Consider the following 23,125-nt stretch of genomic DNA (forward strand, 5'->3'; position numbering starts at 1 on the left):
ACACCGAGCCGGCCGAAGTGGAAGGAGGATTCATGCGGAGCGTTCCCATGCACACCGACTCGCCGGAGTCCGCGCACGACGTGATCGTGCTGGGCGTGACGGCGAGCGACGCGCATGCGGTGGCCAACCAGTTGATCGCACACGGATTGCGCGCCCACGGCTACACCGTGATCAATCTGGGAGTCTGCACACCCGTCGCGGAGTTCGCCCTGGCCGTGCGAGAGAACCCCGGCGTGCTCGCCGTGGTCGTCGGCAGCCTCAACGGCCATGCCTACGAGGACTTGTGCGACCTCCCGGCCGCCCGCGCCGCGGGAGATCTGACCTGCCCGGTCGTTCTCGGCGGCAACCTGTCCGTGGGCAGCCGCAAGGATCCTGGTGCGCTGGACCGTCTGCGACGACTCGGTGTCGACCACATCCTGTCCGAACTGAGCGATCTGGCCCCGCTGCTGCGTGAACTGGCCCGGCAGGCCGCGCAGTCCCGGCAGCTCCAGACCGTATGAACCGGGACATGTACCGCTTCACCGACGCGCACGCCGCCCCCGAGCCGGCCTTCCCCTCTTTGGCCGAGACGGTGCAGTTCGCCCGCACACGCGGAACGCCGACCGTCCGTGACGTGCTGGCTCGGTCCGTGCAGAACGCGGTGGTGGCCATCCAGCCCCGCTGCGGGGTGGGTGGGCACGCCGAGATGCGGCAGTTGCTGCGCGCTCTCGACACCGGTGCACGGCCGGACGTCCTGACACTCACCATTGACTCCCACACCCGGCTCAACCGCTTTGCCCACGCGGCCCGCCTGGCCGGCACCGACCCGAGCATGCTGAACGGCTATCCGCTCGTGGCGCACGGCTGGCAGCGGGGCCGCGAACTGGTCGAGTCGGTGTCCGCACCCGTGGAGATCCGGCACGGCTCCCCGGACGCACGGCTGCTGTTCAACGTCGCGGTGGCCGCCGGCGCCACGTCGTTCGAGGGCGGCGGCATCTCGTACAACCTCCCCTACTGCAAGAACGTACCGCTCGCACACTCGCTGGCCTGCTGGCGCGAGGTCGACGCGATGACCGGTGATCTCCGACGCGCCGGGCTGACCCTGGACCGCGAGTTGTTCGGCACCCTCACCGGGGTGCTGACGCCGCCGTCGATCAGCCTGGCCATCGGCGTGATCGAGGCCGCCCTTGCCGCGGCCGAGGGGGTGGGATGCCTGTCGTTGTCCTATCCGCAAGGCGGGCACCTCGCTCAGGACGTCGCCGCACTGCGCGCCATTCCGGTGCTGGCCGAGCGCTATCTGCCGGCGGACGTCGAGGTATATCCGGTGCTGCACGAGTTCATGGGCGTCTTCCCGGGCCGGCGGGCCCACGCCGAGCAACTGATCTTCTACGGGGCGCTCACCGCCCGGCTCGGCGGAGCGGCAAAACTGGTGACCAAGACCTACCAGGAAGCGCTGGGCGTTCCCGACGCCCAGGCGAACATCGACGGAATGCGCCTGGCGGCGGTCGCCAACTCACCGCTCCTGGACTTCGTCACCGTCGACACGGAACGGGTCGAGGAGGAACTGGACTGGCTGCTCGCCGAGGTGGATGACCTCGTCGCCCCCGTACTCGGCGCCGCGGACCCGGCCCGAGCCGTCACCGCGGCCTTCGCCGACGGCACGCTCGACATCCCGTTCAGCGCCAGCCGGTACGCCCGTGGGGATGTGCTGCCCTGCCGCGACGCATCCGGTGCAATCCGCTATGCGGTGGCCGGTGCGCTGCCCTTGTCCCCTGCCGCGGTGGACCGGCACCGCATCAGCCTCGGCCTTGCCGACGGCCCGCACAGCATGCGTACCCTGGTCGACCGGGTCACGCACGACATCAACCACTTCCTGCACCTCTTCAAAGAGATCGAGCCGTGAGCTGCGGCAGGCCCGGTCCGTCCGGTGACCCGGACGGCTCCGGTGAACGCACCTCCTGCACGTCATGAACTGCGCCGGTCCGGATGCGGACCGCTTCCCAGCCATCCGGCGGCTCGGGGCCCAGGTGGTACGCGATGTGGGATTCCGTCGCCTGGCGCGTGACCTCGCACACCCGCACCTGCCCTCGGGGCGCCATCGCCAGCAGCCGGAAGCCCCGGTCGACCGCGTCCCCCGTGACTGTCGGGACGCCGCTGTGCGCCGGCAGGTACGACAGGCAGGCATCACCGGTGACCACAGCGACATGCAGACGAAGGCAGGACGGGTGGGTACGCAGCCGGCTGCCATCGATCCGGTCCCGGAGGGCGAAGGCCGTCCGCACGGCACGTGTGGCGTCGTCCCGGCGCGGGTTGTCGATTCCGAACACGGCGGAGAACACCGGTGCCGTCACCGGCCCCACGGTCCCCCCGTTCTGTGTGGATTGCTGCCGCAGCACCGCCTCGATGTCCGCCATGGCCTGCTGAACGCCGTCCAGATCATGGTCGTCGGACAGGTCGTGACGCACCCACACCAGGACGACGCTCACCCGTGTGCGCCGGGGCGTCGACCGGTGGCTCGTACACTGCCGATCGCCGTCCTCCACGGGGTCGGGCACCACACGGTGATCGCGTCTGTGGTCCCTGCCCACCCGCGACGGTACGCGGCTCACGGACGAGGCATCACGGGCGTCGGGCGCGTCCGGCCGACGCGTCGCCTGCTGTTCGACCAGGGTCGGCACCCTTGTCCGCTCGGGCGCCTTGTGGTGCTCCGCTACCGGCGCGGGCGGCACATCCAGGTCGGGGGCGTGTTCGAGGATGGACCGTTCCAGGCGACGCAGCTCTCGCGACGGCTCCAGTCCGAACTGCTCCACAAGTTCGCTCCTGATGCGCCGGAACACCGACAGCGCGTCGGTCTGCCGACCGCATCGGTAGAACGCCACCATCAGCTGGCCGCTCAGCCGCTCACGCAGCGGGTCCTCGGCGACGGCCGTCTGCAACTCGCCCAGAATCTCATGGTGGCGGCCGATCGCCAGTCCGGCTTCGAAATAGTCCTCCAGGGCACCCAGTCGCTCGCTCTCCAGACCGTCCAGTTCGGGCCAGTTCAAGTCGCCGTCCGCCAGGTCGGCGAGTGCCGCACCCCGCCACAGGCCGAGCGCCCCCCGCAGCGTGCACGCCGCGGCGACGTGATCGCCGGCGCGGGCTTCGGCTCGTCCTCGTTCCACGTGCCGGCGGAACAGGAACAGATCCACAGTGTCGGGTTCGACCCGCAGCTGGTACCCGGGAGCGAGCGTCAATAAGGCCGCACGCGTGTCCGCGGCCCCGTGGGCCAGATCGAGCCGCAGGCCTCGGACGGCGTTGCCGATCATCTTGCGCGCGGTGCGCGGCGTTTCGTCCGGCCACAGGACGTCGAGCAGCTTGTGTGTGGCCACGACCCGGTTGGCGTTCAGCAGAAGGTAGGCGAGCAGCCGGCGTTTGATCACTCCGCCGAGCGGCATCGTCGCGCCGTCCACGCCTGCCTGAAGAGTGCCCAGTATGCGGAAGTTCACTTCAACCTCATTTCCCTCTGCCCCTGCCTTCTTTTGTTCCCGACGGCCAGTCGACCGCGGAGGGCATCACCACCACGAGGGGCCTCGCTCGGCCAGGGGCCGGGCCGCAAAAGCGTGCGTGCTGTGGCGCGGAAGGCGGCACGCAGCGAAGAAGGTCGCTCGCTGGCGAGGATCTTCCGCGGGTGAGACAGCGGTGGAAGCGGATGCACGGTTGGGTGCCAAACTCCTGTGGACGACGCGGACTTCCTCGGATCCGGCAGCAACCGGACGGTTTGGCGGATCACGCTCCGTCACATTGCCCGGAATCCGGATCCGGAGTCCAGATTTCCGGAGGGCCTTTGCCCTTTTGAACAGGTCCGTGCATACCCCGGGACAGCGCAGGCGGCAACGGGCCGCCATGGTGAACGGCGCGCCCGTCTCACCCCGGGCGATCCCGACGGCGGTGCGCGGGGGCGGGCGGCAGCGGTCGACGGGGCGGTGTGCGGAGGGGCGAGGATCACCAGGTCGATGCAGTCCGGGGGGAATCCGGCGGTGGAGAGGGCCTCGCGGTAGCCGGTCCGAAGGTGGTGCCAGGCCGGATCGGCAGGTGCCCTGCCGTTGATCAGATGAGGCCGGCTCGGATGGCGTAGGAGACGGCGTGCGCGCGGTTGCGCAGCTGTAAACGCTTCATCAGGCCGTAGAGGATGTACTTCACCGTGCGCTCCGAATAGCACAACTCGGTGGCTATCTCGGAGAGTTCCCTGCCCTCCGAGACCAGGCGGAGGACATCGAGTTCGCGGGGGCTGACGCCTGAGGCGGAGAGGCCGCGCGGCGCGAGGACCTCACGGTGGGTCCACCGGACCTGTTCCATCAGCGCGCCTTGCAAGGTGGGCGGGAAGCTGCCGCCGCCGTCCGCGACGGTGAGCAGGGCGCGGACGAAGGCGGAGGGAGTGAACGCGTCACGCCACAGCACGGCGCGCACTCCCCGGTCGATCGCCGCGGAGACGTCTGCTCGCCAGTGTCGTCCGGCGACGAGGAGGAAGCGCGTGTCGGGTCCGTCGGACAGGGTGCGCAGCTCGTCCAGTGCGGTGGCGTCGACGGTGTCGAAGGCCGCGACGACGGCGTCGGCCTCGTCGATTCTCTCCGGTGGGACTTCCTGGACGCGGTGGTCGTGCTTGAGGGAGCTGACAAGTCCCGCGTGGACCACGGCGTCGGGTGAGTGGACCGCCACACACACGGTGCCGGTGAGTATCTGCTCAGGCATGTCGCCTCCCCATCGGAAATCGCCCATGAGGTAGGTGATCGTGCCACGTATTTTTCGGCCACCGCCTTTCCGCACGCCTCGATCGCTTAAGGACAGGGAAACCTGGCACGAGTGCCGGGCAGGTGGGCCCGATGGGTGGGACGAACGGGCGAAGGCTGCCGGCCGGGCTTGCCGCGGACGATCCCGCGCCGCATCGTGAGGCGCTCAAGTCCACTGCTCGGCCTGGTCTTTCCCCTGCGCCGGGCGTCCTCCGCCACACCCGCCCGCGGCGGACGCACCGCCCCGCGGCACGGTCGCGGGAACGACGGGGGCACGACCGCTCAGGCATGACGACGTGGCGGCGACCGTGCCGCGACGCCTTCGTCCGCCGCCTGCCACCGCGTTTCGGGCGGCTCGAAGTCGCTTTGTCCCCCCCGGAATCGCCTCGCATCCGCAGCAGAATCGCGCCGTTCAGGAGAAGTCCGCCGACCGCCCAGGAGCGTTCCGCGCAACGGGATTCCCTGCCGGGACTCCCCGGCATCGCTCCGCCCCGGCCCGCCCCAGGGGGAGACGAGCACGCGGCGGGACGTTCAGTGGTCCGGGGCGGTCAGGGGGTTGCCGGTGAGCATGGCCGAGACGACCTCGGTACGGGACCGCAGGCCGGTGCGCGTGAACAACCGTGACAGGCGATTCGCGACGGCGTCCTCGCTGAGCCGCAGCACGGTGGCGATCTGGCGGTTCGTGAGACCCTCGGTAACCAGGGTGGCCAGCAGCCGCTCGTTCTCGGCGGTGGCCTGTCTGCGGCCGGGGACGGTCAGCCCGGCCTCGCGCATCGCGGCCCGGGTGTGGAAGCGGCTCAGCAACGAGCCCGTCTCCCCGTACAGTTCGTACGCCTCGTGCAGCAGCTCCGGGGGGCCCGCGTCCCCGGCCGCCGCCGTCAGCGTGACCGCGGTCTCGAACGGCTGGCACCGCGAGCGGGCCAGGTCCACCGCCTCGTGCAGCATCTCGCGCGCGGTGCCGGAGCCCTGCTCCCGCACCCGCGCCGATGCCAGCAGGTACAGCAGCCGGGTGCGTCCGGTGCCGGTGCGCCCGGCGAGTTCCTCCAGGCGCCGCAGACAGGCCGCCGCCGCATCGGCCCGGCCGTCCTCCGCCCGGAGCGTGGCGAGGGCGGCGGCCAGCTCGTCGGTTCCGTAGACATAGCCGCGGGCGTCGGCCTCCCGCAGCCCGCGCCGCAAGATGCGGTCGGCCGCGTCGAAACGGCCCATGGTCCGCAGCACCGCGGCCTCGGCGACGTCCAGGAAGATCTCCACATGACCTTCGTGGGTCCCACGCTCACCGGCGATCAGACGGGCGGCGCCGGCCGGCTTGCCCCTGGCCAGCAGGATGGCGGCCGTCCCCGCGGCGAACAGATGGTGCTGGGGCGCCGCGATGAACGTCTGGTCCTTCGCGACCATGCCGCGCGCCAGCACCAACGCGTCGTCCCACCGGCCCTGGAGGTGGAGCAGGAGGAAGCGGGTGGCGGGGGGAAGCGCCGCGGGCGGCATCCCGCGGTCCTTCAGCAGGTCCATGGCGCCGCACAGGTCGGCGTTGCCGAGCAACTGGAGGGTGTACCCGGCCGCTATCGAGTACAGCACCTCCGGGGGGAGGCCGGGATCCGGCGGCGCCTCCAGGGCGCGGGCGAGCGCGTCGGTCCGGCCCTGCACCAGGTACCCGACGGCCTGCGCCAGCTCGGGTACCAGCCGGATGTGCGGGTGCGGGCGCCACACCGTCTCCGTCCGCGAGAGCAGGTCCAGCCCCTCCGACCACCGCTCGCTCATGCACAACGCCAGCGCCCGCGCCGGCAACGCGGCCTCCGGGGGCAGCGGCAGACGGTCCCACCACTCGGCCGCCCCCATCCGGGACAGCTGCGGCCAGTCCTTCACGGAGGTGGCCGCGACGACCTGGAGGGTGGCGAGCTCGTGGAGATCCGGGCCGCTGACGACGTCGGAGGGGGCGCGCAGAATCGTCTCCGCCGCCCGGCCCGCCGCCGGGTGGTCGCCCACGATCCAGGCGGCCTTCACACACCGCAGCAACGCCAGTTCGCGGGCCGCCGGTTCCTCGATCAGGCGCAGCGCCGCCCGGAACCACCGCAGCATGCCGCGGTCCTCGGGGTCGGGGTGCAACGCCTCGGCGGCGGCCGTGAGTTCCGCCGCCGCGCGCTCGCGGTCGATCAGCCCGCCCGCGTCGGCGATCCGGTCGGGCAGGTACGTCACGGCGTCCGCCTCCTTGAGGAGCACGGCCGGGCGCCTCGCGGCCGTCGCTGCGGTCGCGCCGTCCCGCGCCGCCCAGAGAGCCTCCACTGCGGCGGCGGACATCCGGCCCCGTTCCAGTGGCCCGAGCCGTTCCCGGGTGGCGTGCTCCATCAGCGGTGACCGGAACACCCAGCCCCGGGGGCCGCCGCCGTTCTCGCCGGGCAGTTCGTCCAGGAGGCCCGCGGCGATCAGGCGGCGCACGCCGTCGCCGACCTCCTGGTCGGACAGACCGGTGGACCCGGCCACCAGTGCCGCCGCCGTCCGGCCGAGCGGCCACAGGATGCTCAGTGCCGCCGCCGTCGTCCGGCACGGTTCGCCGAGCTCGTGCAGCGCCCTCATGAACCGGTCCTCATCAGGCAGTACCGGCACCGGCGCGCTCGCGGCGAGGAAGGCGTGCCCGTCGGCGATCCGCACCGCATCCCGCCGTGACCACTCGGTGAGCAGCGCGTCGGCGGCTGCGGGAATCCCGCGGGTCAGCCCGAGGACGCGCTCCACCAGGGCCGGGTCGGGCACCGCCTGCGACCGCCGCGCCACCATGTCGGCGAGCTGCGGCCGGGTCAGGCGCGGCAGGGCGATCGTCCGCGCCGTTCCCGCCTCCGCCGGCAGTCCGACGGCCTGGTCCTGCCGGCGGCCGGACGCGGCGTCACCGGCCCCGCCGGTGTGCCGTACCGACGTGATCACCAGCCGGACCTCCGGGGGGCGCCGGGCGGCGACGACTCCCAGTACGTCGAGGGATGCCGCATCGGCGTACTGCGCGTCGTCCACCACCACGGCCACGGGCGCCACATGCGTCAGCGCGGACAGCAGTGCGTCGGCGAGCGCCGCCCGATCGCCCCTCTCCGTGGCGGGCAGCACCTCGGCGTCCGGGTCCGTCCGTCCGGCCGCGGGCTGCCTCCCGGTGACCGACCGGTGCTCCCGCACGGCGGTGACCACCCGCAGCGCCAGCAGGAGCGGACGGTCCTGGTCCCCGCGCACGCAGACCAGCGGCAGGACCACATGATCCCGCGCGGCCAGCCGTTCGGTGGCCGCCTGCGCGAACGCGCTGCGCCCCGCTCCCCGTTCTCCGTGGACGAGCACCAGGCCGGGACCGTCCGGGTCGTCCAGGCAGCGCTCGAACTCGGTCAACTCCTGTTCACGGCCCACCAGGTGCACGCTCAGGCCGTCCGCCCACGGCGCCGTGGCACCGTACACCGCCCCGGTTTCCGCCGGCCGGCCACTGTCCACAAAACCTCCTCAACGACGGGTCACCGGCGGGCGTTTCGCCTGGTGCGCGCGACGGGACCGGTGCGCCGGTCCCGTCGGAGCCTGCATTATGGCCGTCTCCCGCGACGACGTCACGATCGGCGGGAGGCCCCGCTCGACGTGGGCCGAAAGCGAGTGAGGAGTCCAGTGGAACGCCGTGCATCTCTCGTCGGCAGGGACCATCAAGTCGGCGTGGTCGCCGACGCCCTGCGTCCGGCCGCTACGGCGCGGACCCTGCTCGTGACCGGCGAGGCCGGAGCGGGCAAGACCGCCGTGCTGGACGAGGCGCGGCACGCGGTGGTCCAAGAGGGGGCCAAGGTGCTGCGGTTGTCCTGGGAGACCGCCACCGGGCCGACCGGGGCCGCCGCCCTTGCCGACGCCGTCTGCGGCGTGCTCGCCGAGGTCCAGCACGGCCGGCTCCTGGCCCGCGTCACCGCCGTGCGCCGGGCGCAGGCGCGCTCCGGTGACGGCAGCGAACTGACGCTGCTGTCCACGCTGGGCGAGACCCTCGCGGACGCGGCGTGCCACGTGCCGTTCGCCCTCGTTCTCGACGGCGCCGAGCGCATGCCCCCGCCGACCGCGAACGCGCTCCAGCTGATGCTGCGCGTGTTCCGGCCCGCGGGCCTGCCGGTGGTGATCGCCGGGCGCCCGGTACCCCGGGGCCCGGCAGCCGCGCCCGACCTGGCGACGGCGGCCGACCGGGTGCTCGACCTGCCGCCGCTGCGGCCGGCGGACGTCGGCAAGCTCGTCGGACAGCGTCTCGGCCGTCCCGCCGAACCCGCGCTGCTCGCGGCGGTGCGGCGTTCTCTCGGCCCCCTGGCCGGCAACCCCGCGGCCGTGCTGTCGGTCCTGACCGCGCTGGACGAGGACGGCCGCCTCGTCGACCTCGACGGCCGTACCTGCCTGGCAGGAACGGAGGACGGCCTGCGGCTCACCGTGGACGCGGAACCGCTGCGCCGGGTCACCGCCGACGGTACGGACGCCGCCGTCGTCCTGGCCGGCCTCCTGCACCGCGCCGAGCTGCGGCTGGAGGACCTGCACAGCCTGATCCCGGCGTGCGCGGTGCTCGCAGCGGACCTCGGTCGGACGGTGGACCGGCTGGTGCGGGAGCGGGCGTTGACCATCGACGGGGACGGCCGGCTGGCCTTCGCCGTCCCCGCGCTGGCGGCGGCGCTGCGGACGCTGCCGCCCCGCCGCGACGTCCGCTCGATGCACGCCGCCGTCGTGCAGACGGTCGCCGAGCGGCTGGGCCCCGCCACCGCGGGCGCGTGCCATCCGCTGCTGGCCGACCACGTCGCGGCTGCGGGCCCCGCGCTGAACGACGGCGTCGCGGTGCCGCTGCTGCTGGCGGCTGCCGCCAGGGACGCCCGGTCCTACCACCCGCGGGCGGCCCGGGCCTACTTGTCCGCGCTGCGCCGCCTGCCGCCCAACTACCCCGCGACGCTGGGCGTGCTGCGTGAGGCCGCCGAACTGGGGCTGGGGTGCGGCGACCACGCCGGCGTCCTCGCGCTGGGCGAACCGATCCTCGCCGGCCTGCGGGACCCCGGCCCCACGGACGGCGGCGGGCTGGAGTTCGCCGCCCTCGCCTGGGGGCTGTCCGCACTGCACGAGCACCGGTCGCCCTACGACGACGGCGCCGTGCCCCGGGAGGTGTGCGCGCGGATGCCGCGGGCGGCGATGCTGGCCGCGCTCGGCGGCCGGTACGGGATCGGCCCGCTCACCCCGTGGCCGCCGTCCGCGGAACCCGCTCCGGACAGCGGCCGGTTGCGCGACCGGCACGGTCCGCTGCCGTCCCGGGCCGAGCTGCGGACGCTGGCCGCCGCCGTGGGCGGCCACGAGGAGCTGGCGAGGGCCGTCCACGGCCTCCAGCGGGAGGAGGTCTGCGATGCGGCCATCGGGCGGCTGCGTGACGCCGCGGCCTACGGCGACCTGGCAGGCGCCCTCGAATCCGTGCTGGGCGAACGCTACGTACGCGCGGACCACAGCGCGGCCGGCCGCTACCACGCCATGGTCCGCGACTACCTGGCCGGGCGCTGGGACGACGCCCTGTCGGCGGCCCGCGGCATCGAGCAGCGCAGCGGGGCCTGCGGCGGGTCGGGCACCGGCCAGTTGTCCCGGGCACTGGCGGCCGAGATCCACTGCTTTCGCGGTGACCTCGTACGCGCCCGCGAGTGGCTCGACCTCATTCCCGGCACGGTCGTCCACCCGTTGGTGGCCCGCGCCCGGCTGGGGGTGCGGTACTGGTCGGGTCAGCAGGACGCGGCGCTGGAGGAGGCATGGCACGACGTGCGGCGGGCGCGCGGCAGCGGCCTGCTCACGGGGGCCGAGAGGGTGCTGCTGCGCATCCTGGCGTTCGTCGAGGAGACCCGGCCGCGGCAGGCGCGGCAGGCCCTGGAGCAGCTCGCGGCACTGCACGCGGAGGCGGACACGGCCATGACCCGGGAGTCGCTGCTCGTCGCCCGTGGGGTGCTGGACCGCGACGCGGACGGCGCGCACGACGCCTACCGCTCGGCCGAGCGGCGGGGCGACCGGCACATGATGCTGTACTGCTGCCAGGTCCTCGCCGAGGTCGGCGACGATCCCCAGCCGTGGCTGGCCGAGGCGGCGCACCACACCCACCTGCTGTCGCTGGGGCGTCCGGGGCGCGTGCTGCTCGGCCGGTCGGCGCAACGCCGCAACGTGCCGCTGCCGAGGGGCCGTTCGGCCCGCGAGGGCCTGAGCGAGGCGGACGTACAGCTGATCGGCATGGTCGGCGAAGGCGGGACCAACCGGCAGATCGCGGCCCGTCTGGCGTGCAGTGAGAAGACGGTGGAACAACGGCTGGCCCGGCTGTTCCAGCGCACCGGCCGACGCTCGCGGGTGGAGCTGGTGGCAGCCTGGCTGGACGGGAGCCTGGCCGGGCGCGGCCCGGTGCCGGACGTCCCGCCGGGCGGCGCGGCGAGCCAGGGAGCAGGGTCCGGCCCGGCCGGCGGCTGAACGCGCGGACGGGACAAGAGGCGTTCACGGAGGTGGCGTGCACAGGCCACGCGATCGAGTTCCTCGGCCTGGGCTACGGGGCGCCTGCGGTTCAGGACATGTCCGTCGTCGTTCATGGTGTGAGCAGCGAGCGACCGGCCAGGGCAGCGGCCAAGGCCCGGGTGTGTCCGGGAAAGGCGAGCTCCACCGCTTCGCTGAGCACACAGCAGCCCTGGGTCTCGGCCGTGCGCGCCATCTCGGGCAGTCCCGCAGCCGCACGCGTCGGCAACAGCGCGAAGACCTCCAGGGTGTCCCGTGTGCTGTGCGCTCCGAAAAGACGCACACCCTGCGCAGAGGCCATGAGCCCGGTTTCCTCCCGGAGTTCGCGCACGGCCGCCTCCTGCCAGCTCTCCCCGACTTCCAGGTATCCACCGGGCAGCGCCCATCGGCCACGCCCCGGGGGGAGAGCACGGCGGATCACGACGATGCCCCGAGAGCCGTCCTCCTGTGTCACGGGCTGTAGCGCGAGCACGGCAGGCAGCGGGTTGCGCCAGAGCGTCTCCTCACACGCATGGCAGTGCAACGGCCAGCTCGTTCTGTCCGTGTAGGCGTGGCCGCAATACGGGCAGTGTGCGACGCGGCGCCCGTGCGTGAATCCCATGAACGCCTCGTTTCATGCCGGGGCCCGCAGAGGAGCTGAGGCGGGCCGGCCGGTAGTGGTGCCGTCGTACACCGGCGGTCCGCAGGAAGTATCGAATTCTTGGACGGCTCAAACCTTAACAATCTTCGGAGAATTCCCGGATAATCGGCCGGCTATCGCCCGTGGTCCACTGTGGCTCTTCGTGATTCCCGAGTGATTCCAACTCCGCCTCTAGAGTGCTCCGCGTGCTGAGTCGAAGCCGCAGGAGTACCGGCCTGCGGGGGATGGAGAGGGGCTCTTCGGAGGCTGATCCATCGGTTTCGTCCGCACACCACCCATGGCCGAGGCCGGCATCACGGTTTCTTGTTCACCAGTACGCCTTGGCCGTCAATGTTGCACCCCTTTTTCTGACCGTCAGCGTCATCGAGAGGGGCCGAATGCCACCGCTCCACAGTTTCTTGGCGTCCGGTAGCTGATTCGTCCGAGCAAAGGAACACGGCATGGAAAAACCCGCCTTCGCATCCTCCGAAGCCACATGCGCGGCAGAGCGCGATGCCACACGCGGAAGCTTCCGGGCGTCGCAGTCCGACCCTCACCTCGCGCCCAGGGAACGACTGCTGGGCAACGCAACGCCCCTGCACAGTCCGACAGCAGCCACTTTGGAGGGGCCGGCGGCCGACGCCTGCGGCCTGCACCAGGAGATCGCCGAGCAACTGTGGCGTCAGGGCCTGGCCGTCGTTCAGCTCGACCAGCCGCTGTCACCCCACCGATTCATGACACTCGGCGACGGCTTGGGCACCGCGACCCCGGAAACGGATCCCGCGGTACAGCCGTTCGTACAGGACGGAGTCATCCTCAACCTCCGCAGCCGGCACGCGCCCACAGCGGAGGTGTCGCTCCAGCCCTTCGCCCGCAACTCGCTCTCCCTGCACTCCGAAAGCAGCGGTGCCGGGGTGTCGAGACAGCCCCGGTACATCGTGCTCATGTGCGTCAATCCTGGCGACGAGACCCCTCACGCCCAGACGGTGCTGGTGCCCATGCGGGAGGTGGCGCGTCGGCTGTCGCCCAGGACCCTGGAGCTGCTTTCCCGTACCCGTTACCGGGACAGTCCAGCGGCGCCGGCCATCGCGCGCCACGTCGACGGCCGTTGGGTGTTCTCCTTCCGCGACTTTCTCGATCAAGAGCTGCGGTGGACACATGACCGACCGGACACCGACCCCGAGGCGGTCAACGCGGCCCTGCGCGAGCTGCTGACCGCCATGTACGCGCCCGAAGAGGCGATCGCGGTGCGCTGGCGCCGGGGACTGCTTGTCGTGATCGACAACACGTACTACTTCCACGGCCGAACCGCCGGTGCTGCGACGCCCCCGCGACAGCAACGGCACCTCCAGCGCCTCCGCATCCGCTAGCGGCCGAGTCGCCCGCGCCGGACCCCACCGAAGGCCCCTCCCCACCACTCCATGCGAGAAGCCGATGACACTCTTCGACTCCCCTCTGGTCCCGCGTCCTTCGCACGCGTCGCAGGACGTCCTTGCGATGTCCCGGCGGGCACCCCGGCAGGCCGGGATATCCGACACGTTCGTCACCCACGTCGACGAGCGGGTGCTCGACGTCTTCGCCCGAGCCCGCCGCCCCGACGATCCGCTGGAACTTCGCAACCTGTGGCTGGGCCGCGTGGAGAACGAACTGGGCCCCCACGCGCACCATCCAGCGCTGGCCGAGCAGTGGCGGGACAGCCGCCGACTCCGCTCGGTCGAACCGGAGCAGGTGCTGAGCTCCCGGGCAACCGTTCGGTTCGTCAAGGAGCTGTTCAACTGGTACTTCCGCGACGACCTGTACGGCGATCTCAGGGACAACGCGCAGTACATCCTCTCCGGCGGAGCGGTGGACGAGGAACGGTGGGGGCTTCCGCAATGCCTGAAGGAATGCATCCGCTTCGCTCTGGACCGCGACTGGTACGGCTACTCCGACTCGCGGGGGCGCTACCCGGCGCGCGAAGCGATCGCCGCCTACGAGACCGCCCGGCTCGACGGCGTGCGCTACGGGCCCGAACACGTGGCCATGACCATGGGCGGGACCTTCGCCGTGAGCACGCTCTCGGACTTCGTACTCCACAACATCTCCCCGTCCACGCCACCGGCGCTGTGCGCGATCCCCAACTACCCACCCCTGGTCGAGACGATCGCCCGTCGGCACGCCATACAGCTTGTTCCCCTGGACAGCGAGCACGGGCAGACCTCGATCGAGCCGCTCCTTGCAGCGCTCACGCCCGACACCCCTCTGGTACTGCTCCAGACGGTGGGCAACCCCACCGGGGCGGCCGTCACGGAGGACGGCCTGCGACGGCTGATCCAAGCAGCCTCCCCCTCCACCGTCATCGTCCTCGACGAGTGCCATGAGTGGCTGGGCGCCTACGAGGAGCGCACCGCCGCGCGTGGCGCGCCCCACGTCGTCCGGGTCTCCAGCCTGTCCAAGACATGGTCGGCTCCGGGGCTCAAGGCGGGCTGGTTCCTCGCCGACCCCGGCTTCATCGCCGAGTACTACGAGTACGCCTCCTCCTCCTTCGGAGGCCCGCCTTCCTTCTTCTACACGATCGTGGAAGTACTGGCCCGCATGGAGCGATGGCTGATCACCGGCCTGGAGGAGCCCGGGCTCAACGAACTCAAGGAGTTCGAGGCGTCCTACGGACTCGACACGGGGCAGCTACGACACGCCTACCACACCTACCGGACGGAGCGGCTGCGAAGGGCGCAGGAACTCACCGTGCTCCGCGACGCTGCCACCGTCCGCCTGGCGGAGTCACCTGCGCGGGTGCTCGCGCCGCGCTTCTCCATCAACACCACCGTGGAGCTGCCCGGCTGGGACGACTCCTACCGGTGTTTCCGGGACGTTCTGCGAGAGACGGGGGTGTCCCTCTTCCCCGGCATCCTCACCTTCTGCTTCTCCGGTGCCGTCATGCGGATCACCACCGCCCGCCCCTGGGAGCAGCTCGCACCCGCTCTGGACCGGTTGGGGTCCCATCTCGTCGACAGGGCGGCCCGGTGACGTCTTCCCCCCACCACGAAAAGCGAGGGGCCGCATGAATTCCTGGGCCGTACCGGACGGCAGGCACAAACTCGTCCTCGGCATGGTGCACTTGGCGCCCCTGCCCGGCACTCCCTTCCACCAGCCCCACACCTTCTCGGAGATCCTCGACACGGCGGTGGCGTCCGCGCGGGCCCTGTGCGACGGAGGGGCGGACGGATGCCTCATCCAGACGGTCGACCGTGTCTACAGCGTCGCCGACGAGTCGGACCCGGCACGTACCGTCGCCATGGGCCTGATCGCGCGCGCGGTCGTCGAGGCGACCGGCGGGGCGTTCCGCGTCGGTGTCCAGATGATGCGCAACGCCACCAGGGCATCGCTCGCCGTGGCACAGGTGGCCGGGGGCGACTACGTCCGTGCCGGCGCGTTGGTGGGACAGACCCTCACCGCTCACGGCATGGTGCGGCCCGATCCGCTGGAGGTCATGAGCTATCGCCGCTCGATCGACGCGGAGAGCGTGGGCATAGTGGCGGACATCGACTCCCTGCACTTCACCTGGCACGGAGGGGAGAAGACCACCGCGGAGGTGGCTCGTGCGGCCCGCACCGTCGGCGCGGACGCGGTGTCGCTCTCGCACCCTGACGAGCGCAGGACACTGCACATGATCGCGTCCGTCCGCGAGGCCGTGCCCCACCTGCCCATCATCCTGGCCGGACACACGAACCACGGCAACGCGGCGCGATTGCTCGCCGCCGCGGACGGGGCGTTCGTGGGAACGTGCCTGGAAAGCGAGGGGTGGGGCGGCAAGGTCGATATCGACCTTGTGCGGCGTTACGTCGACATCGTCAGGGAGGCCGAGCGATGACGCCTGCTCACAGCCAGGGTCCCGGCCCGGCCGGATCACCGCCGCTGGAACCGGAGGTGATGCTCCGTCAAGTCCAGTCTCTCGCCGACGACATACGGGCCCACGTCGCACCCTTCGCCGAACAGGTGCGTGCCCTGCCGGGCGCCTTGGGCCTGGCAGGCGTCGAGTCGGTGGTCATCGTGGGCAACGGGGACAGTGACCATGCCGCCCGGGCCGTCGAGATGGCCTTCCGGTCCCTCGCCGGTGTGGACTGCCGGCCGGTGAGCGCGCTGCCCTTCACCCACTACTGGAAGTCTGCCGCCCCCTCCTCGCCTGCCCGCGTGCTCACCCTTGCGATCTCCGCCTCCGGCAGCAGCCCGCTCGTTGTCCGGTCGGCCGAGCAGGCGAGGGCGGAGGGGGGAGCGGTCGTCGCTCTCACCGGAAGAGCGGCGAGCCCGCTGGCCCGGTCTGCACACGGCACCGTCCTGCTCGCACTGCCCGACCAGGAGCCGTCTCCGGGCGTACGCACCTACCAGGCCAGTCTCCTTGGAGCGCTGCTGCTGGCGATAGCCCTGGGGCAGGCACGTGGACACCTGGACCGCGCGGCAGCCGACATCCTGCGGGACGAACTGGGCGCACTGGCCGACGCGGTCGAAGCCACCGTGGGCGAGAACATCGGGCGGACTCGGCAGATCGCCGAACGGATCGCTGCCGCGCCGGTGCTGACCATGCTCGGTAGCGGACCGTCCCATGGCAGCGCCCTGTACAGCGCGGCGAAAGCAGTCGAGACCTCCGCCGTCCTCGCGGTCGGCCAGGACCTGGAAGAGTGGTGCCACGTCGAGCGGTTCGCAGGCCCGCCCGACCTGCCGGTCTTCGTGCTGGCCCCCGCCGGCCGCTGCTCCCGGCACGCCCGCCGGGTCGCCCGGCGCGCCACCGAGCTGGGGCGACGGCTCGTCGCTGTCGCTCCTGCGGACCAACTCGACGGCTTCGACGCCTGGGCGGAGCTGCCCGTCCACGCGCAGGTGCGCGAGGAGTTCTCCCCGCTGCTCTACCACTTGTTCGCCGCCCCTCTTGCCTGTCACCTCGCCCAGTGCCTGAACCGTGTCCCGTTCGCCGTCGGCCGAGCCCCGCACGCCCCGCCGGCACCGGAACCAAGAGGCCGGGAAGCGGTCCACAGCGCCACCTCCTGACCATTTCGGCGCTCGATCCGCACGTCCTGCCACACCTCGGGCGGCCCTCCGCTCCCGCCGGTTCATACCCACAACTGCCAAGACCGTGAAGGAAGAAGAACATGACCGAGACCACACACAGCCTGCCCGTCGAAGAAACCATCGACGTCCTGCGCGAGGAACTGCACCAACTCGCTCCGGCCGAACGAGAGGCCAAGGCGGTGCAACTGTTGTCGGTCCTCGGCCGCGCGAAAGCCACGGAGGCTTCGGCGCTCCCGCCCCTCGAAGAGCCCGGCATCCGCCGCTCGCCCCTGCTGATCTGCGACTGGGCGGCCGATCTCGGGCTGGACGGGACGACCCAGCAACTGGGCATCGAGATGGCCCCCGGCCCCACCCGTGTTTCGAAGACCGCGGATGCCACGGGACGCTCGCTGCTCTCCAGCGGTCATGTCGGTGCCGACATCCTGCATGTGCCCGCCGGCAGTGGCTTCGCCCCTCACACCCACCCCGGGGACCATCTGCTCTTCGTCCTGGCCGGCACCGGCACCATCGCCGTCGCCGGAGAGATCGTGGAGACACGCCCCGGACAGGTCTACATGGTGGAGGGCGCCCTCACCCATGCGGTGGGCGCGGTGACCGACCACATGATTCTCGCCGTGGGTGCTCCGCACCGCCACCTGGACAGCCCCGAACGGCAGGAACTCACCGCATACACCGCGCTACTGGGTGATCTCGGCCGTATCACCTGCCGTATCTGCGACATAGCGGCGTCCAGCGGTGAGGAGCTCGCGGCGAACGGCTGCCCGCACTCCCCGCACCGGTTCGGGTGAGCCATCGGGTCGCCGAACCACCTGCCATGTCCTGACCCGAAACCACCTGGAAGCAGGGCCCACGATGTCGCAGCACCATCTCACTCTGCCCTTGACCGACCCGCGCACCGGCCAGGAGCGGTCGTCCCCTGCCGTCGGCCGGGAAACCGACACCCGTGCGGCGGTGGTGGCCGCCCGCGGTGCCCAGCCCGCCTGGGCCGGCCTTACTCCCCGAGAGCGGGCGCGACGCCTGCTGCGGTTCGCGGACCTCATAGAGGAAAACTCCGCTTCGTATGTGGCGGCCGAGCAGGCCGGTACCGGGAAACCCGACGCCGAGGCACAGGGCGAGGTCGAGAACTGCGCTGATCTGCTTCGGTTCTACGCCGGCGCCCAGCGTGCCGACACCGCACCCGCGGGCGGTCGGCGGATACGTGGCCGCGAGAGCTGGGTACGTTGGGAGCCCATGGGCGTCGTCGCTGCGATCGTGCCCTGGAACTACCCACTCATGATGGCCGCCTGGCGCATCGGGCCGGCGCTCGCCGCCGGCAACACCGTCGTGCTCAAGCCCGCTCTGACCACTCCGGACACCGCCGTGTTGCTCGCCCGGGACGCGGCCACGGCCCTCGTCCCTGACGCGTTGGTGACGGTACCGGGCGACCGTGACACCGGTCGGCTGCTGGTCGCCGAGGACATCGACATGGTGGCCTTCACCGGCAGTGAGGCAGGGGGCCGGGATGTCGCCGGCCGTGCGGCACTGCACCGGGTCAGCCTGGAGCTCGGCGGCAACTGCCCCGCCCTTGTCCTCCCGGACGCGCCCGAAGGCACCTGCGAGGAACTGGTTCGGGCCGTCACGTACAACGCCGGTCAAAGCTGTGCCGCTCCGGCACGGGTGATCACCCTGCGAGAGAACTACGACCGGACCATCGCCGGATTGGCCGAGGCGATGAGCAGCCGGCGTGCCGGATCCGACTTCGGGCCGCTCAACAACGCCGACCAGGCGGCGCGTTACGACCGCATTGTGGGAAGCAGCGCGGCGGGCATCGAGCATGTCGCCGACATCGCGTTGCAGCCGGGACAGGAGAACGGCTTCTGGCGGCCCGGACGGATCCTTGCCGATCTGGCGCCTGACGACCCGGCAGTGGCGGAGGAGGTGTTCGGCCCGGTGCTGACGGTCCAGGCAGTGGACGACGTCGAGGAGGCGCCGGCATTGGCCAACTCCGTACGGCAGGCTCTCGCCGCGAGCGTCTGGGGATCCGACACGGCCACCACGCTCGCCCTGGCCCACGAGTTGAACGCCGGGGAGGTCTGGGTCAACTGCCACCTGGACCAGAGCCCCGAGCTGCCCCACGGCGGTCGCGGCAGCTCGGGCCATGGCACGGACATGAGCGTCCTCGCCCTCACGGAGTACCAGCGTCCCAAGACCGTCACCGTGCGCCTCAGCACGCAGTGACGCCCTCGGCCGGACCCCTTACCCCAGCCCGAGCGCGCCTTGCCGGCCGGGCCGACGAAGGAGAAGAGGAACATGAGTGATACGGCCGGTCGAACCGGTGACGCTCTGAGCGAGACGGTCCGCGATCTCGTCGCCCGTCAGTTGCCCGACGCAGTCGGCACCGATCTGACGCCGGAACTCCCGTTGCATGACGCCGGGTTGAACTCACTGGGCACAGTCGCGACGCTGGTGGCGATCGAGAACGAGTTCGGTCTCAGCCTCCCCGACGAGCTGATTACCCCTGAGACCTTCCACAGCGTCCGGACGCTGGCGGCCGCTCTCGCGTCGGTGATGAACGGGGAGAGGGACGTGACGGGCATGGCGAGGGCCGACGATGCCGTCGCCTGAACCGGCATTGAGGTTCGGAGTCCACTCCGGGCAACAGTATGAGACGTACGACGAGATCCTCGCGTTGTGGCGCAGGGCCGAGGAACTCGGCTACGACTGGTGCTCGATCTTCGACCACTTGCGACCACCCATGGGCGGGCCGGAAGGCCCGTGCTTCGAGGGCACCACGCTGCTCGCCGCACTGGCCGCACATACGGACCGGATCCGCGGTGCACTCATGGTCGCGCCGGTGGCCTGGCGTCATCCGGCGATGCTGGCCGCGCTCGCCGCGACCATTGACCACGTCAGCGCCGGGCGGGTGGAACTCGGCATAGGAGTCGGTGGAGCCGATCTGGCGTACCAGCAGTACGGCTTCGACCTGCCTGAACGCACCGAGCGACTGGAAATGCTGGAGGAGACCGCCACGGTCCTGCGTGGCCTGTGGTCGGGCGAGAGGTTCTCGTTCACCGGCAAGCACTTTTGCATCACAGAGGGCTACCTCCGTCCCGCGCCGGTGCAGCCGCGGTTGCCGCTGGTCGTCGGCGGCGCAAGCAAGCCCGTACTGCGAGTGGTCGCACGGCATGGCGACGTGTGGAACAGCCTGCTCACGGACACCGCCCGGTATCACCGACGCGTCGAGCAGTTGGACCGCGAGTGCGAGCGGGCCGGCCGTGACCGGGCGGAGATCCGTCGTTCGCTGACCTTCCGTGCCCTGCTCGTCGACGACCCGGCGGATCTGCCGGGCAAACTCGATCGATTGCGGCACACCTTCCCGCCTGATTCGCCGGTTTGGCCGGAGTATCTGGTCTTCGGTACGCCGGAGCAGTGCGTCGAAGCGCTACTGCCCTACCGCGAACTGGGCGTCACCGACTTCGTGCTGGGGATCCGGCCACCGGTGGACTGGGACAGCGTCACGCTCTTCGCCGAGTGCGTTGTCCCGCTTCTGCGCCCCGCCTCCGCCCCGGCGTGAGCCCGACGTCCGCCCATGAGCGAACGCCCCAGAACACCACCGTGCTGAAGTTCGGGTGCCCTGAGCGGTGCCGACAAGAAGGGAAACTCGGATGGACAATTACTATTCCCACGGATTCGCCGCCTTCTTCGACAGCAGTTACACCGGCTGGGTGGACCGGTTCTCACCGAGGCTGGTCGAGCACCTGGCACAAGCGGCCGGGGACGACCTCACCGCTGCGGACATCTGCTGCGGCACCGGCGTGACCGCCGCTCACTTCCTTGAGGGCGGATGGACCCTGTACGGGGTGGACGGTTCCGAGGCAATGCTCGATCTCGCGCGTACCCGACACACCGGGCGGATCGAGGAGGGCCGGTTCTGCTTGATACAGGCCGATGCTCGCTCGTTCGACCTGCCCACCAACGTCGCCGCGTGCGTCAGCCTGGACGGCGCACTCAACCACCTTCCCTCCCTCGACGATCTGCGGCAGTGCTTCACCGCGGTGGCCTCTGCGCTCGCGCCGGCAGGCGAATTCGTGTTCGACCTCTATGAGCAGTCGCACTTCCTGCACTGGAACCACGCCACGCTCACGGACAGCCGTGAGGCGGTCGTGGTCAAGCGTGGGGTATGGGACACCGGTAGCCGCCGCGGAATGCTGCGCGTCTCAGGGGTATTCGACGCCGGGGACCGGGCCCAGAGGGTCGACCAGACGCTGACGAGCTGGTACTACGACGACACCGACGTGACCGATGCGCTGCACGCGGCGGGGCTGGAGCCGCTCTCCCACGGCTTCGGCGGCATCGATCTCAAATGCGACTCGGGTTCGTGCTCGCGGACCGACGTGCCGTGCCGCACGATCTACCGCGCGCGAAAGGCCTCGCCGGCCGCCGCCTCGATGCGCCCACCGTTCTTCACCACGGGTAACGCGGTGGCCCCGGCGGCGGCGAAGCCGGTGTCCGCGATCTCGGAGGGGAAGCGCAGCGGCAGGGGGTTCTCCGACCAGTAGGCGGCGTCCAGTTCACCCTTGGCCTCGTCATGGTGCGCAAGGTCGAGAACGGTGTAGACCAGGCGCCGTTGGTCGTCCATGGCCAGGGCCACCGTGGTGCCCTGGTGGCGCACCGTGGTGGTGTGTACGTAGGTGCGATCGGTGTAGACCTTGAGCAGATGCTGTTCGCCGGACAAGGGCAGGACTCTCCTTTGCGCAGAACCATGGAGAAGAACTTTGTGGAGCAGCGGGAAACCCCCGCTGACCTGCGCCGCTTCCCCTGCGGGCGCAGCGGTCACACGATTTACCGAAGGGACAGGCGCGTCAAGGAAGGCAATGCGCCACTGTCCGGAAACGGCATCCTGGTGTGGGCAAAGCGGGCGCCTCGATCGAGCCCCGTACCGCGCCGGCCGGTCTCGTTGAGGTCGTCGAGGGTGAGGCGGCCGGTCCAGTTGCGCTCGTGGTGTTCGGCGGGGAAGTCGCCGGGGCTGGAGCCGGTGACGAATGCCTCGCGGACGTCGGCGGCGTAGCGCTCGTTGCGGGGGCACCAGGGGGCACCAGGGGGCGGCGGGGATGTACATGACGTTGCCCCAGCCCTTCTGGTCCTGCACCGGGGCCACGCTGTGGATCACGTCGCAGTGCCACCCGGCCGAGTCGCCCGCCCTGACGTCGGGGACGGGGACGAGCGTGGCGAGGTGGCGCCGGTACCTAGAGGCGTCCGGTGGGGGAGTGGCGGAATCGGCGTGCGTGGCGGTACTCGCGCAGGAGGATTCGCAGGGCGGTGGTGATGGGAGGGCGTGCCGAGGCGGTGAGGAGGGCGGGCCCCTTGGCCAGGGCTGCGTCCGCGGTGGCTTCTTCGAGGGTGATCAGGGCGCGGGCGAAGGGGCGGTTGGCGGGCGGCAGGAGTGCGGTCACGTGGTGGCTGTCGGCCAGGGTGGTGCGGGCCTGCTGGAGGAGGGTGTGCAGTAGGGCGCGGACGTGTGGGGTGCTCTGGGCGCGTTCGAGGTCGGTGCGGGTCACGCCGTGGCGCTGCAAGGTGTCCTGGGGGATCGTCAGCCGGCCGCCGGTCAGGTCTTCGGCGAGGTCGTTGACGAAGTCGAGGCGTTGGCTGCCGTCGATGTAGGTGCGGCAGGCGGCGCGGTAGCCGGCGGGTTCCTCGCCGGGGGTGAGCAGGCAGGCGACCAGCAGGAAGGCGGGCAGGGAGTACTGGTCGAGATAGCGCTGGTAGTCCGATTCCGTGGTGAATCCGGTGAATTCGAGGTCGATGGTGGCGGTAGAGAGGAAGTCCTCTACGCAGCCTCGGAGTCGGCTGTGGTGGGTGCAGGCGTGCAGGAGGGGGCGGATGACGGGGTGGTCGCTGGTGCCGGTGACGAGGGCGTTGCGTACTGCCTCTTCCCATGCCGTGTAGGCGTCGCGGCGCTCGGCTGCGGGGCCGTGGTCGAGGAGGTTGTCGGTGTGGTGCATGAAGGCCACGGCGGCTATCACGTGCGGGACCAGGGGGCGCGGGAGGAGCAGCCGGACCGCGACGTATGACGCGCGTCGGTAGCGCGCCACCAGCGAGCGCTGCCGGGTGAAGTCCTCCCGCAACTGCGGGTCCTGGATGCCGGCGGCGTCCAGCGTGGTGGTCCAGGTACTCATCGGGGTGCTCATCGGGTCGTCCTACCTTTCAAGGGTGGTTGCTCTGGTCATTCGTAAGATCGGAGGGCCCGGGGGCT

17 protein-coding genes and 1 pseudogene are annotated in these 23,125 nt (G+C 71.1%); 12 read left to right on the forward strand and 6 right to left on the reverse strand.

Annotation, left to right across the window (positions count from 1 at the left end):
• Nucleotides 1–32: 32 nt before the first annotated feature.
• Complete coding sequence (locus IEZ17_RS22500; protein WP_189302883.1) at nt 33–500, forward strand: cobalamin-dependent protein; 468 nt, start codon at nt 33–35, stop codon at nt 498–500.
• 8 nt (nt 501–508) lie between these two features.
• Nucleotides 509–1,882 (forward strand): methylaspartate mutase, encoded by a 1,374-nt coding sequence (locus tag IEZ17_RS22505; RefSeq protein ID WP_189302884.1) that lies wholly within the window; start codon nt 509–511, stop codon nt 1,880–1,882.
• Here IEZ17_RS22505 and IEZ17_RS22510 read toward each other — a convergent pair.
• From IEZ17_RS22510 to IEZ17_RS22520, 3 genes are all read right to left on the reverse strand, one after another.
• A complete protein-coding gene (locus IEZ17_RS22510) occupies nt 1,863–3,464 on the reverse strand; it encodes an AfsR/SARP family transcriptional regulator (RefSeq protein WP_189302885.1) in 1,602 nt (533 codons plus the stop codon). The genes IEZ17_RS22505 and IEZ17_RS22510 overlap by 20 nt on opposite strands.
• Nucleotides 3,465–4,065: 601 nt before the next feature.
• Nucleotides 4,066–4,707 carry a helix-turn-helix transcriptional regulator gene (locus tag IEZ17_RS22515; RefSeq protein WP_189302886.1) on the reverse strand — a complete coding sequence of 214 codons (642 nt, stop codon included), beginning with the start codon at nt 4,705–4,707 and terminating at the stop codon, nt 4,066–4,068.
• Between the two features lie 569 nt (nt 4,708–5,276).
• Complete coding sequence (locus IEZ17_RS22520; RefSeq protein ID WP_189302887.1) at nt 5,277–8,201, reverse strand: LuxR family transcriptional regulator; 2,925 nt, start codon at nt 8,199–8,201, stop codon at nt 5,277–5,279.
• 165 nt (nt 8,202–8,366) lie between these two features.
• On the opposite strand from IEZ17_RS22520, the gene IEZ17_RS22525 reads away from it, so the two are divergent.
• Nucleotides 8,367–11,195 carry a helix-turn-helix transcriptional regulator gene (locus IEZ17_RS22525; RefSeq protein ID WP_189302888.1) on the forward strand — a complete coding sequence of 943 codons (2,829 nt, stop codon included), beginning with the start codon at nt 8,367–8,369 and terminating at the stop codon, nt 11,193–11,195.
• A gap of 112 nt (nt 11,196–11,307) precedes the next feature.
• On the opposite strand, the gene IEZ17_RS22530 is transcribed toward IEZ17_RS22525, so the two are convergent.
• Nucleotides 11,308–11,835 carry an NUDIX domain-containing protein gene (locus IEZ17_RS22530; RefSeq protein WP_189302889.1) on the reverse strand — a complete coding sequence of 176 codons (528 nt, stop codon included), beginning with the start codon at nt 11,833–11,835 and terminating at the stop codon, nt 11,308–11,310.
• A 638-nt stretch (nt 11,836–12,473) separates the two neighbouring features.
• Between IEZ17_RS22530 and IEZ17_RS22535 the strand changes: the two genes are divergently transcribed.
• The 9 genes from IEZ17_RS22535 to IEZ17_RS22575 all read left to right on the forward strand — a co-directional run bounded on the left by IEZ17_RS22535 (nt 12,474) and on the right by IEZ17_RS22575 (nt 21,431).
• Nucleotides 12,474–13,223 carry a TauD/TfdA family dioxygenase gene (locus tag IEZ17_RS22535; RefSeq protein WP_189302891.1) on the forward strand — a complete coding sequence of 250 codons (750 nt, stop codon included), beginning with the start codon at nt 12,474–12,476 and terminating at the stop codon, nt 13,221–13,223.
• Nucleotides 13,224–13,350: 127 nt separating this feature from the next.
• On the forward strand, nt 13,351–14,859 hold the full coding sequence (locus tag IEZ17_RS22540; RefSeq protein ID WP_189302893.1) for a pyridoxal phosphate-dependent aminotransferase: 1,509 nt from the start codon (nt 13,351–13,353) through the stop codon (nt 14,857–14,859).
• Nucleotides 14,860–14,893: 34 nt separating this feature from the next.
• Nucleotides 14,894–15,703 carry a BtpA/SgcQ family protein gene (locus tag IEZ17_RS22545; RefSeq protein WP_189302895.1) on the forward strand — a complete coding sequence of 270 codons (810 nt, stop codon included), beginning with the start codon at nt 14,894–14,896 and terminating at the stop codon, nt 15,701–15,703.
• Nucleotides 15,700–16,872, forward strand: a complete 1,173-nt coding sequence (locus tag IEZ17_RS22550; protein ID WP_189302897.1) for an SIS domain-containing protein — start codon at nt 15,700–15,702, stop codon at nt 16,870–16,872. The genes IEZ17_RS22545 and IEZ17_RS22550 overlap by 4 nt, the downstream gene beginning before the upstream one ends.
• Before the next feature lie 101 nt (nt 16,873–16,973).
• Nucleotides 16,974–17,681: a cupin domain-containing protein gene (locus tag IEZ17_RS22555; RefSeq protein ID WP_189302899.1), complete on the forward strand. Its 708-nt coding sequence runs from the start codon at nt 16,974–16,976 to the stop codon at nt 17,679–17,681.
• Nucleotides 17,682–17,772: 91 nt separating this feature from the next.
• Complete coding sequence (locus IEZ17_RS22560) at nt 17,773–19,110, forward strand: aldehyde dehydrogenase family protein (RefSeq protein WP_229852514.1); 1,338 nt, start codon at nt 17,773–17,775, stop codon at nt 19,108–19,110.
• Between the two features lie 72 nt (nt 19,111–19,182).
• On the forward strand, nt 19,183–19,497 hold the full coding sequence (locus tag IEZ17_RS22565) for a phosphopantetheine-binding protein (RefSeq protein ID WP_189302903.1): 315 nt from the start codon (nt 19,183–19,185) through the stop codon (nt 19,495–19,497).
• Nucleotides 19,484–20,446, forward strand: coding sequence for an LLM class flavin-dependent oxidoreductase (locus tag IEZ17_RS22570; protein WP_189302905.1), 963 nt, complete (start codon nt 19,484–19,486; stop codon nt 20,444–20,446). Before IEZ17_RS22565 ends, IEZ17_RS22570 begins: the two co-directional genes overlap by 14 nt.
• Before the next feature lie 151 nt (nt 20,447–20,597).
• Complete coding sequence (locus tag IEZ17_RS22575; protein ID WP_189302907.1) at nt 20,598–21,431, forward strand: class I SAM-dependent DNA methyltransferase; 834 nt, start codon at nt 20,598–20,600, stop codon at nt 21,429–21,431.
• 283 nt (nt 21,432–21,714) lie between these two features.
• Here IEZ17_RS22575 and IEZ17_RS42670 read toward each other — a convergent pair.
• Nucleotides 21,715–21,891, reverse strand: a pseudogene (locus IEZ17_RS42670) (hypothetical protein); the annotation flags it as partial.
• 227 nt (nt 21,892–22,118) lie between these two features.
• Nucleotides 22,119–23,048 carry a phytoene/squalene synthase family protein gene (locus IEZ17_RS22585; protein WP_189302909.1) on the reverse strand — a complete coding sequence of 310 codons (930 nt, stop codon included), beginning with the start codon at nt 23,046–23,048 and terminating at the stop codon, nt 22,119–22,121.
• Nucleotides 23,049–23,125: the final 77 nt, after the last annotated feature.

This window comes from Streptomyces albospinus (genome assembly GCF_014648695.1).
Classification (GTDB): domain Bacteria; phylum Actinomycetota; class Actinomycetes; order Streptomycetales; family Streptomycetaceae; genus Streptomyces; species Streptomyces albospinus.